This is a genomic window from Microbacterium sp. OR16, assembly GCF_047306725.1.
GTDB lineage: Bacteria > Actinomycetota > Actinomycetes > Actinomycetales > Microbacteriaceae > Microbacterium.
The window spans coordinates 2,092,234-2,104,279 of sequence record NZ_JAZEXK010000001.1; the positions used below are offsets into that span (position 1 = coordinate 2,092,234).

Annotated in this window: 7 protein-coding genes; 1 reads left to right on the top strand and 6 read right to left on the bottom strand. The window is 69.5% G+C overall.

The window, feature by feature from the left end; all coding sequences use genetic code 11:
• Nucleotides 1–36 precede the first annotated feature (36 nt).
• The 6 genes from V2S05_RS10205 to argG form a co-directional block, all read right to left on the bottom strand.
• Nucleotides 37–798, bottom strand: a complete 762-nt coding sequence (locus tag V2S05_RS10205; RefSeq protein WP_413635050.1) for an alpha/beta fold hydrolase — start codon at nucleotides 796–798, stop codon at nucleotides 37–39.
• A gap of 61 nt (nucleotides 799–859) precedes the next feature.
• Nucleotides 860–3,502 (bottom strand): penicillin acylase family protein, encoded by a 2,643-nt coding sequence (locus V2S05_RS10210; protein WP_413635052.1) that lies wholly within the window; start codon nucleotides 3,500–3,502, stop codon nucleotides 860–862.
• Nucleotides 3,503–3,605: 103 nt separating this feature from the next.
• A complete protein-coding gene (locus tag V2S05_RS10215) occupies nucleotides 3,606–5,789 on the bottom strand; it encodes a YhgE/Pip family protein (protein WP_413635054.1) in 2,184 nt (727 codons plus the stop codon).
• Complete coding sequence (locus V2S05_RS10220) at nucleotides 5,786–8,797, bottom strand: YhgE/Pip family protein (RefSeq protein WP_413635056.1); 3,012 nt, start codon at nucleotides 8,795–8,797, stop codon at nucleotides 5,786–5,788. Before V2S05_RS10220 ends, V2S05_RS10215 begins: the two co-directional genes overlap by 4 nt.
• A complete protein-coding gene (locus tag V2S05_RS10225; RefSeq protein ID WP_413635057.1) occupies nucleotides 8,794–9,405 on the bottom strand; it encodes a TetR/AcrR family transcriptional regulator in 612 nt (203 codons plus the stop codon). Before V2S05_RS10225 ends, V2S05_RS10220 begins: the two co-directional genes overlap by 4 nt.
• Before the next feature lie 285 nt (nucleotides 9,406–9,690).
• Nucleotides 9,691–11,121, bottom strand: a complete 1,431-nt coding sequence (gene argG / locus V2S05_RS10230; RefSeq protein ID WP_413635058.1) for an argininosuccinate synthase — start codon at nucleotides 11,119–11,121, stop codon at nucleotides 9,691–9,693.
• 174 nt (nucleotides 11,122–11,295) lie between these two features.
• Between argG and V2S05_RS10235 the strand changes: the two genes are divergently transcribed.
• Nucleotides 11,296–12,003 (top strand): ZIP family metal transporter, encoded by a 708-nt coding sequence (locus V2S05_RS10235; protein WP_413635059.1) that lies wholly within the window; start codon nucleotides 11,296–11,298, stop codon nucleotides 12,001–12,003.
• Nucleotides 12,004–12,046 lie beyond the last annotated feature (43 nt).

Genomic DNA, 12,046 nt, shown 5'->3' on the forward strand with positions numbered 1-12,046 from the left:
CCACGCGACGGCTCCGGGGTGCAGGGCGGCCCGCGGTCAGAGGCCGCGGACGAAGTCGCGGATCGTGGCCGCGGCTCCGCCGGATTCGCTGATCAGCGTGCCGTGGCCGTGGTCGGGGATCTCGACGAAACGGGCATCCGGAACCATGTCGATGATCTCCTGGCACCAGGTCATCGGGGCGAGCGGATCGCGCTGACCGCGTACCACCAGCACCGGCACGCGCACGCGGGGATAGGCGTTCTCGGGGGTGTGCACGATCGTCGCCTTCATCTTGCGCAGCAGATGCGGGCCGCCGCGCACGTACTCGCGCGCTCCTCGCCACAGCACCTCGGGTCGCTCGTGCAGCAGATCCCAGAGCAGGTACCCGGCCTGAGCCCGGATGCTGCGCGACGCGCTGTTCAAGGTCGGGCCTGCGAGCACGAGTGCCGAGACGACGTCGGGGTGGCGCACCGCGATCTCGGCCGCGATCTGGCTGCCCATGGAGTGGCCCATGATCACCGCGTCGTCAATGCGGCGGCTGCGCAGGTAGGCGGCGACGAGGTCGGCGTGACGCTCCATGGTGAGGGTGCGCTCGGGCTCGGGCGCCTCGCCGAAACCGGGCAGGTCGAGACCGATGATCCGGCCGTCGAGGTGGGTCGTGAGGTCGAGATACACGCTGCGGCCCATGCCGATGCCGTGCGCCAGAACGATCGGCCGGCGGCCCGAGCCGAAGTCCTCGTGCACCAGCGTCGCACCGGCGTACGTGAACTCGCCGATGTCGGCGACGGTGCCCTCGGGTGCGAGCAGACGTTCGGGCATCCCTCTAGGCTACCGGGCTGCGAGCACCCGCCCGCGAACGATCACCCGCCGACCGGCCCCGTCACCCCGCGGGGGTGAGCACCAGCCGATCGACCGTCGCCTTCCCCACCGCCTTCTTCGTGAACGCCCACGGCTTCTGGATGCCCTCGGCCCAGTCGGCGGTCTGGTCGGTGTAGTGGGCGTCGAACGCGTGACCGCTCGCGCCGGTGAGGTGGTTCCACGTCGACGCGTCGAAGTCGTCGAGGTCGATGACCATCCGCATCGACGGCACGGTGACCGTCGCGTACGACTCGCCGAGGCGCCATCCCGTCGCGTTCACGACCGAGGCGCCGCCGCCCACCCGGTACGGCCCGCGGTTGAATAGCATCTCGATCGGAGCGATGCCGGAGGTTCCCAGGGTGGAGTGGGTCAGCGAGAGCGCGTGCAGGTCGCCCCAGCGCCAGGCGGTCACATCCTCGCCCTGCAGCTCGGCCAGTTCGTCATAGGCCTGGTCGGCGGCCAGCGCGAGCATCGACTGCATGTCGTCGACGCCCACCCGCTCGTTCTGCCACAGCGGGTCGTTCTCGTCTTCGAGCATCTGGCCGACGACGGTGAACAGGCGGCCCTGGTCGCCGACGGGCATCGGCACCTCGCGGTCGATGAAGACGTTGTGCACGAGGTTCGACCAGAGCACGTTCGCGTAGGCCGCGGCGGGGGAGTCGGGCGTGTTCTGCACGTCCCAGGTGCGCAGCAGGTCGACCGCGGCCTTCGGACCCTTCCGCTCGACAGGCACCCCCTCCATCGCGGCGACGAGCTGCTTGCCGATCCACATCTCGTCGTCCATCTGGATCTCGCGCATGTCCTGCGCGGTGAGCGGCGCCGCGGCAGAGCGGCGTTCGATCAGGTGCGCGATGCGTGCGGCCCGGTACCCGTAGTCCCAGTCCTTCGACAGGAAGTAGTCGTAATCGTCGCCGACGATCGCGTTGTTCGCGGTGACGATGTAGCCCTCGGGCGGGTTGTACGACACCGGCAGCTCGTCGAAGGGGATGAAGCCCTGCCAGTCGTAGGCGCTGTCCCAGCCCGGCTGCGGCAGCGTGCCGTCGCCGACGCCGCGGATCGGCAGGCGCCCCGGCGCCTGATAGCCGATGTTGCCCTCGAGGTCGGCGTAGACCAGGTTCTGCGCGGGCACGTCGAAGAGGGATGCCGCGCGGCGGAAGCTCGCGAAGTCATCCGCCGTGTTCATCGCGAACAGGGCGCTGGAGGTGGTGCCGGGATCCAGCGCCGTCCACCGCAGACTCACGGCCGTGTCGCCGGCGGGGATCTCGGGCGCGCCGGCGAGCGGCAGCGGAGCGTCCGCGTCGCCGACGACCGGATCCTCCCCGATGGCGGTGAAGTCGTCGGTGAGGCCCGAGATGATCGGGCCGTGCGCGGTGCGCCGGATGGTCAGCGGCACCTCGTCGCCGCCGGCGACCTTGATGACGTCCTTCTCGACCTCGAGCGGGGCCAGCGCGCCGTCGCGCCAGTACGAATCACCGTCGAGCTTCTCGACGTAGAGGTCGGCGACGTCGGTGGTGAGGTTGGTGAACCCCCACGCGATCTTCGCGTTGTGACCGATGACGACGCCCGGCATCCCCGAGAACGAGAACCCGCCGACGTCGAACGGGCACGCCTCGCTCACCTTCCGGCATTTCAGCTGCACCTGATACCAGACCGACGGCAGCGCGGCGCCGAGGTGCGGGTCGTTGGCCAGCAGCGGCATCCCGCTCTCGGTCAGATCGCCCGACACGACCCACGAGTTCGACCCGATGCCCTCGCCCGCACCGCCGAGCAGCATGCTCGCGGCCTCGATGACGCTGTCGGCCTCACGCCATTCGACGGTGCGCAGCGCGTCGGCGATCTCGGCGTCGCCGCTTCCGGAGAACGAGGCAGGGGTGGCGTCGGTCGTGACAGGGTCGACGGGCGAGATCTCGGGCACGATGACCGGGTTCTTCCCGAATGGGTACTCGGGGTAGATCCTCTCGATCAGCGCGCCGGTCTGCTCGGTGGTCTCGCCGGCATCGGCGAGCCGCGCCGCGAGCAGAGCCCGGTCGGTCTCGTCCTCGATGTTGGTGCGCAGGTCCCAGGCCATCGCCTTCAGCCACGCGACGGAATCGGCCGGCTCCCAGGGCTCGGGCTCGTAGTCCGGGTTCTGCATGCCGAGGACGGCATACTCCAGCGAGAGCTCGGCACCCGACCGCGACGCCAGGTACGCGTTCACGCCGTCGGCGTACGCCTGGTAGTAGCCGAGGGTCGTCTCGTCGAGCGCCTCGACCTCCTGCTCGGCGACCGCGCGCCAGCCGAGCGTGCGCAGGAACTTGTCGGTGCCCACCTGCGAGGCGCCGAACATCTCCGCCACGCGGCCCGAGGTGACGTGCCGGCGGAAGTCCATCTCGAAGAAGCGGTCCTGCGCATGCACGAAGCCCTGCGCGAAGAGCAGATCCTCTGACGTGGAGGCGGTGATGGTCGGGATGCCGCGGTCGTCGCGCTGCACGGTCACCGACTCGTCCAGACCCTTCAGCGACAGCTCACCCGACGTCTGCGGGAATGATCGCTGGATCGTCCAGGTGAGGAAGAAAGCGGCGGCGACGGCGATCACCACGAGGGCGGCGACGACGAGGAACGCGATTCTTCCGATGCGTGCGGCGAGGCTGCGCGGTGGTGCCGCAGCGCGGATATCAGTCGTCATCGGCGGAAGTCCTCAAGGGTAGGTGGGACTGCGTGTCACGCAGTCCGGGTGCGCGTCTCGGGCAAGCGCGCGCCCTGGCATCCTACCCACTGGCCCGACGAGATCACATGAGTTTCGTCGACTCCAGAGCCGCCAGCATCTTCTGATTGCTGCGGATGAACGGGCGCCGCAGAACCAGTCCGAGCAGCAGCGCCGGCAGCGTGAACGCCAGCAGCCACCCGAGCGAGACCCAGTAGTCGCCCTGATGGATGCCGGCGATCGCGGAGCGCATGGCGTTCACCGCGTGAGTGGCGGGCAGGAACGGGCTGATGCTCTGGAACCACTGCGGCAGCACCTGCAGCGGATATGCGCCGCCGGAGCCGGAGATCTGCATGACCAGCAGCAGCACCGCCAGCGCCTTGCCGGCGTTGCCGAAGGTGACGACCAGCGTGTAGATGATCAGCGTGAACACGAGCGACGCGACCCATCCCGCCAGGATCAGCAGGAGCGGATGCTGGGGCTGCACCTGCGTGAACACCACGCTGCCGAGCCCGAGCAGCGAGCTCTGCAGGAATCCGACGACGGCGAAGATGCCGAAGCGCCCGAGGTAGGTCTCGGTCGGGGAGAGCTCGGGAAGTCCCGTGGCACCTCCGCGCGGCGGGTCGACACGGATCGCGACCGAGGTGAGCAGCGCACCCACCCACAGGGCGAGCACGGTGTACAACGGCGTCATCGCGGCGCCGAAGCTGATCACCGAGTACACCGGCACGCGGGTGAGCTCGACGGGCTCGGCGAGATGCGTCGCGAGCGCGTGGGGATCGGCACCGATCAGCTCGGTCAGCTCGGTCAGATCGCCGGTGTCGCGAGCGGTCGCGAGCGCCGAGGCGAGCTCGTCGAACCTGGCGGCGGTCTCGGTGAGCGAGTCGGAGATGCCGGCGGTGAGCGCCTCGGCGTCGGACAGCGCCGAACCCGTCGACGAAGAGCCGGTGAGCGAGCCGGCGGCGCTCGACAGGTCGCTGCCGATCGTGTCGACGCCGGTGCTGATGCGCGCGAGCGTCGATGCGAGGGCGTCGAGCTTCGGGCGCAGGCTGTCGGTGTACGAGCGGCGCGCGTCGTCGACCGCGGCCTTCGCCTGAGCGGTGAGCTGCTCGATCTCGGCGCGGGTGCTCTGGCTCGCGGTGCCGGCGGTCGTGATCTGCGTCGCGGCCTCGTCGAGGCGCTCCTGCAGCGACGTCTGCCGCGCGATGGCCGCGTCGATGGCCGACACCGATGCGTCGAACGCGTCGAGTGCGGTCTCAGGCAGCAGCGGCCGCACGTCCCGCACGAGTCCGTCACGCAGCGTCTGCAGCTGATCGACCTGCGTCTGCACCCGGTCCGCGAGTGCGGCGATCGTGCGAGCGGCGCTCGCCGACTGCGCATCCATGGTGGCGAACACCTGCTCGATGCTCTCCGACACCGACTCGTAGCTGTCGGATGTGCCCTTCAGCGCCGCGTCGAGCGACGAGGTGGTCGACGACAGGGCGTCCTTCAGCGAGCCGGCGGCGTCCTTCCCGCCGCCGAACGCCCCGCGGGCGTCGCGCAGCGCGTCGCCGGAGGCGCTCACCAGGCCCGAGGCGCTGTCGACCAGTGGTCTGCTCGACGATATGAGCGACGTGAACATGTCGGCGGTCCCTGCCCCTGCGCGCAGCTGCGCGGCGACCGATTCGACTCGCGCCTGCAGCCTCGACAGCGCCGCCTGGGTGTCGGCGTCGTCGAGGTAGTTCGACAGGGAGGTGATGATGTTCAGCCCGGCTTCGCTGAGCGTCTCGGTGAACACCTCGTTGATGCTCTTGGTGACTTCGCTGGCGCCCTGCCCGGTGATCTTCGGGGCGAGCGCGTTCTTCTTCTCGTTGAGGTAGTAGTCGATGCGGGTGCGATCGCCGTTGTTCGCGTAGAACGTCATCATGTCGGCGCTGAAGGTCGTGGGCAGCACGATCGCCGCGTAGTACTCGCCCGACCGGGTGCCGTCGATCGCGTCGTGCTTCGAGGTGATGACCCAATTCAGGTCGTCGTTGGCGCGCAGCGCCGACACGACCTGCTCGCCGACGTTGATGCGCAGCGGCATGAGGTCGCTCTGATAGCCGTCGTCGGTGTTCGCCACAGCGACGGTGAGGTTGCGGGTGTTCTCGAACGGGTTCCAGCTCGCGATCACGTTGAACCAGGTGAACACCGACGGGATCACGACGAGCCCGAAGAGCACGATGAGCGCCATCACGCTGCTCATCGCCCGTCGCAGGTCGTGCCGCATGACGGCGAGGATGCTGCTCACTTCTCGCCCTCCTTCTGGTGCGGCCGGTCGGGTTGGTCGGACTGGTCGGGTTGGTCGGACTGGTCGGGTTGATCCGGCTCATCGGATCGGTCGGACTGGTGGGGTTGGTCGGACTGGTCGGGTCCGTCGGAGGCGCGCCCGTCGGTCGCCTGTTCCGGATGCTCGTCGGCCGGCCGGCCGAGATCGCTCGCGTCATCGGCATCCGGTGTCTGCGGCGCCTCGTCGGCGAACAGCTCGTCGAGGGCGACGGTGTCGTCGTCGCCGGTTTCGTCGATGCTCCGCTGGTCGGGCTGGGCGTCGGGTCGGGCATCCGGATGCTCGAGCACCGCCGTGCGCTCCGACGTCGCGGCGTCACCGCCGGCAGACGTCGCGGCCGCGGCGGCATCGGCGGAGACGGCGGGACCCACGGAAGGAGTCGCGTCGGCACCCGGATCTGCGAGCACCTCGCGCTGTGCGGAGTTCTCGACCGCGAGGGCGCGGCGCAGCTCGGCATCCGGCATCTCGCTCACCTCGGCGGCCTGCTCGATGCTCTGCCTGATGTACTCGAGCGCGACGACGAACCCGATCAGCAGCAAGCACCAGAGCGCGCCGAGACCGAGCACGACCGCCTTGGCTTCGGGGATCAGCCATCCGCACAGCGCGAGCACGGCGACCCCCGCGGCGCCCACGAGCAGCGTGAGGCGCAGGCGCGTCGCGTAGCGCTCGCCGAAGCGCTGGGCGCGGCGCGCGACGTCGGCACGGAATCCGTCGCCGTCGGTCAGCGCGCGGATGATCTCGGGGGTGCGCCGGCGCCCCGTGATCTGCACGTCTTCGCTGACCATCAGCTCGGTCTCGGCCAGACGCCGGTTGAACAGACGGGTGAAGCTGCCGAGGCGGCCGCGCAGAAGCAGCCCGAGCACCCAGGCCAGCGCGACGAAGATCGCCAGCATTCCCATGAAGCCCCACCAGTGCGCGCCGTAGAAGCCGCTGATGGTCTCGCGCATCGCGTCGATGCCGTAGGTGAACGGCAGGAAGGGGTACAGCCCGCGGAAGAAGGCAGGCATCATCTCGATCGGGTACAGCCCCGAGGCCCCCGGGATCTGGACGATCACCAGCAGGATGCACAGACCCTTGCCGACGATCCCGAAGCACACCGACAGCGCGTAGATGATGCTGAGGTACGCGAGCCCGATCAGCACCCCGGTGCCGACGTACGCGAGCGCGTTCGCCGTCTGCACTCCGATCACGAGATTGCCGACCGTCACGAGCACGGCTTGGAACACGGCGATCGTGGCGAACAGCAGCCAGCGACCGACGTACGCCTGGCGCACCGTGATGCCCTCGACGCCCTCGGTGTCGACCTCGACCCGGAAGATCACCATCAGCACGAACGCCCCGATCCAGAGCGAGAGGTTGGTGAACAACGCCGCCATGGCCGAGCCGTAGGCCGCGGTGGGGAACATCGTCTTCGTGTTCACCTCGACGGGCGATGCCATGAACCGCGCGATCTCGTCGGGCTCGAGCCCGCTGACAGCGCCGAGCCGGTTCCAGATCTCGGCCGATCCGAGCGCGAGCACGTCGGTGCGCACAGTGCCGAGTGCGGTCTCGGCGGTGCCCAGGTCGCCGTCGAACGCGGCGAGAGCGTCGGCCGCGCCGGCGAGCTGCGTCTTCAGGCCACCGAGCAGGCTCTGTGCCTGAGCGACCTGGGTGCGCTGAGCGCCGAGTGCCGACGAGAACGCGTCGGCGCTCGCCGCGAGCTGCGACATCGCCCGGTTCAGCTGCGGAACACTCTGCGTGAGCGCGTCGCGGATGGCGGAGGCCGAGGTCGCCGCCTGCTCGACGGCGCCGTTCACACTGCCGGCGGCGCCCGTGACGGCGTCGATCGTGCTCGACACGTCGGCGGTCAGCGCGGTGAGGTCGGCGAGCACCTGCTGGTCGGCGGCGTTGCGCTGCTGCAGCGCGTCGATCGCCGCGCTGAGGCGCTCTGCCGCGGCCGAGCCGGACTCGGTGCGATCGAGCGCGGCCTGCAGCTCGTCGAGCGCGGCCGCGTTGCTCGCGATCACGGCCTTCAGATCGTCTGCGGTGGTGCCGACGGCGGCGTTCGCCTGCTGCAGGCCGGATGCCAGGGTCGCGATCGCGCCGTTCATCCTCGCGGCCGCATCGGCGATGAGGGTCGACCCCGAGACGTATGCGGATGTGACGCTGTCGGTGACGGTGAGCAGCTCCTGCTGCGCCTCACCTGCGATCTGCTGCGCCTGCGCGACGGCGACCTGCACGTCGCCGAGGGTGCGGTCGACCGTGCTGAGCGTGCGGGATGCCCGGTCTATGCCGCTCTCGGCATCCTTCAGGCCGGTCTGCAGATCGGCGAGCCGCTGCCGGGCCGATGACACCTTGCCCGCCGCCTCGTCGAGTGCGCCGACGGTCGAGTCGCGCGCGCCTGCGAGGCGATCCTCGGCATCCAGCCCTGCGTCTTTCAGCTGCGCGCTGACCGCTTCGGCGACCGTCGAGACGAAGGTGCTGTTGATCTGATCGTCGAGGGTGGATGCGCCGACGTCGGTGATCTTCGGCGCGATCGCGCTGGCCTTCTCGTTGACGTAGTACTTCAGCTCGGGCCGGGTGAAGTCGCCGGTGGTGATGCTGACGAAGTCGCGGCTGAAGTCGGGTGGGATGATGATCGCCGCGTAGCTGCGGCCGCTGCGCACGGCATCCATCGCCTCGTCCTCGCCGACGAACTCCCAGCCCAGCTGATCGTTCTGCTTCAGCTGATCGACCAGCTCGCCGCCGATGTCGATGCGCCCGGTCAGCTCGGACGAGGCACCTGCGTCCTGGTCGACGATCGCGACACTGACCTGCTGGGTGTTCGAATACGGATCCCAGAACGCGACGATGTTGAACCATGCGTACAGCGAGGGCGTGACGATGACGCCGATGATGATGATCCACGCCTTGCTGACGCGTGCCAGTCGGCCGAGGTCGCGACGGTAGACGCTCCACGCGTTGGGCCTGGCTGCGGGGGCCGGCCCGCTCACGCGGCGATCTCCGTGATGTCGGGGTGAGCGGCGAGCAGCTGGTCGGTCTCGCGCCAGGAGAGGCCCGCGATGCTGAGCACCGTGCGGACGGCGAGGTCGGCGGCGCTGCTGCTGGAGGCGTCGGTGCGTGCGAGGACGGTGCGCGCGACCTCTTCGATCAGGCGGGAGAGGGTGGGGGCCGTGAGATCGGCGCGGAAGCTGCCGTCGTCCTGGCCGCGCTGGACGAGTTGCGCGACGGCTCTGCGCAGCGGCGCGAGGGCGTCGGCGGTGTGCTCGACGTGATCCTCGTCGAGTGCGAGCGCCGCGGCGAACTGCACATGTGCGGCCTCCTGCCACAGCCGAGCGGCGAGCCGTGCGAGGGCGAGGCGCGCGTCGGCGTCGGTGATCGACTCGGCGATCGCGTTGAAGCGCTGTGCGCCGGTGCTGATCAGCTCGCGGATCAGCGCGTCACGGTCGTCGAAGTGACCGTACAGTGTGCGTCTGCTCAACCCTGCGCTGCGTGCGATGACGTCGACGCTGGCACGCGGATCGAGCGCGAGGGCGCTGCGCGCGGCATCGAGGATGCCGGCACGGTTGGCGCGCGCATCGGAGCGGGGTGAGCGGGTCATGCATCAAGGATACGTATTTTGCACAGGCGTGTGCAACATAGTTGGGTGAACTCTCAGTGACGCGGATGCAGAACGGGGGCCGACACGCCAGATGTCGGACGTTTTCGCGGGATGCGTCCGACATCTGGCGCGTCGGCCCCCGAAGTGTCACTGCCACGGCGGGCCGGAGGCCGGAGGGCCGGAGGGCCGGAGGCGGAGCGCCGGGCGCCGGGGGGCCGGCGGACCCATGCGGCCGACACGCGAAAGGCGCGGGTGCCACAGCATCCGCGCCTTCCAGACGGGGGATCAGTCGGTGCCGGAGTCGAAGGCCGCGCCCTCGGATGCCAGGTCGACCGCCTCGGCGAACTGCTCGTCATCGGTCTCGGATGCCGAGATCTCGGCGGCCTGACCGGCGGTGACCTTGCCGACGAGCTCGCCCGTGGCGCCGCCGACGAGGCCGAGACCCGCGTACTGCTCGAGGCGCGAGCGCGAGTCGGCGATGTCGAGGTTGCGCATGGTGAGCTGGCCGATGCGGTCCACCGGGCCGAAGGCCGCATCTCCGACGCGCTCCATCGACAGCTTCTCGGGCCCGTACGACAGGTTCGGCGAGACGGTGTCGAGAATGGTCCAGTCGTCACCGCGGCGCAGCCGCAGGGTGACCGTGCCCGAGATGGTCAGGCCCACCCAGCGCTGGATCGACTCGCGCAGCATGAGCGACTGCGGCTCGAGCCAGCGGCCCTCGTACATCAGCCGGCCCAGACGACGGCCCTGCTCGTGGTAGGTGGCGAGCGTGTCTTCGTTCAGGATGCCGTTGACCAGGCGCTCGTAGGCGATGAACAGCAGCGCCATGCCGGGGGCCTCGTAGATGCCGCGCGACTTCGCCTCGATGATGCGGTTCTCGATCTGATCGCTCATACCCAGGCCGTGCCGGCCGCCGATCGTGTTGGCCTCCATCACGAGGGCCACCGGGTCGCTGTATTCGGTGCCGTTGATGGCGACCGGGCGACCGCCCTCGAACGTGATCGTCACGTCTTCGGTGGCGATCTCGACCGAGGGGTCCCAGAACTTCACGCCCATGATCGGGTCGACGGTCTCGAGCGACACGTCGAGGTGCTCGAGGGTCTTCGCCTCGTGCGTGGCGCCCCAGATGTTGGCATCCGTCGAATACGCCTTCTCTGCCGAGTCGCGGTACGGGAAGCCGCGCTCGACGAGCCACTCGCTCATCTCCTGGCGTCCCCCGAGCTCGGTGACGAAGTCGGCGTCGAGCCACGGCTTGTAGATGCGCAGGCGCGGGTTGGCCAGCAGGCCGTAGCGGTAGAACCGCTCGATGTCGTTGCCCTTGTACGTCGAGCCGTCGCCCCAGATGTCAACGCCGTCGTCGCGCATCGCGCGCACGAGCAGCGTGCCGGTGACGGCGCGGCCGAGGGGCGTCGTGTTGAAGTAGGTCTTGCCGCCGGAGCGGATGTGGAAGGCGCCGCACTGCAGGGCGACGAAGCCCTCTTCGACGAGTGCCGTCTTGGCATCCACCAGACGCGACTCCTCGGCGCCGTACTCGAGGGCGCGGCCGGGGATCGAGGCGATGTCGCTCTCGTCGTACTGGCCCAGGTCGCCGGTGTAGGTGAAGGGCACGGCGCCCTTCTCGCGCATCCACGCGACGGCGACGGAGGTGTCGAGCCCTCCGGAGAAAGCGATGCCGACCTTTTCGCCGACGGGGAGGGACTGGAGCACCTTGGACATGGATTCAAGTCTATCGGCGCTCGGCGTGTCGCCTTTTCCTATGGCAGGGCCTCACTCGGTGCAGGAGAACGCACGAAACACAGGAGGATTCGGCCGAGATCCTCCTGTGTTCCGCGAGAGCTCCTGTGTTTCGCGAGGTCAGCGGGTGCCTGTCGCAGAGGTAGCGTGGGCACCATGGGTCAGGCGGTGCTGTGGGGCGCAGTCGCGGCATCGCCGCTTCTCATCGGTGCGCTGCTGGCGCTCGTGCGCAGGTGGCCCGATCGGCTGCTGGGGGTCATCCTCGGTTTCGGTGCCGGTGCGCTGATGGCATCCATCGCGTTCGAGCTGTGGGAGCAGGGTGTCGAGCTCGGCGGCCACCTGCCGCTGATCGCCGGAGTCGCCGCCGGCGCGCTCTGCTACTACGTCGCCGCGCGGATCCTCGATGCGCGTCAGGCGAAGAGGAAGGCGGATGCCGGTGGGCCCTCGCTCGCGATCGGAGCGCTGCTCGACGGCATCCCGGAGCAGCTCGTGCTGGGCATCGGACTGGCGTCGGGCGAGGGCGTTGGTGTCGCCCTCGTCGTCGCCATCCTGGTTTCGAACCTCCCCGAGTCGATCGGCTCGGCGTCCGACCTGATGGCCGGCGGCATGCGGCGCAGCCGTGTGGTGCTGCTCTGGGCGGGTGTCGCCGTGCTCTGCGCGCTCGCGACGGTGGGCGGGTTCGCGCTGGCATCCGTCGTCGACGACAGCTTCCGCGCCGGAGCGAACGGCTTCGCGGCCGGAGCTCTGCTGGTCATGCTCGTCGACTCGATGGTGCCCGAGGCGCAGAAGAAGGCGACCGAGTCGACCGGGCTCGCGACGGTCATCGGATTCGCGTTCGCCGCCTGGCTCGCGCTCGCCGCCTGAGGGCTGCACGGCCGCTCAGCCCAGGCGCTCAGCCCAGGCACTC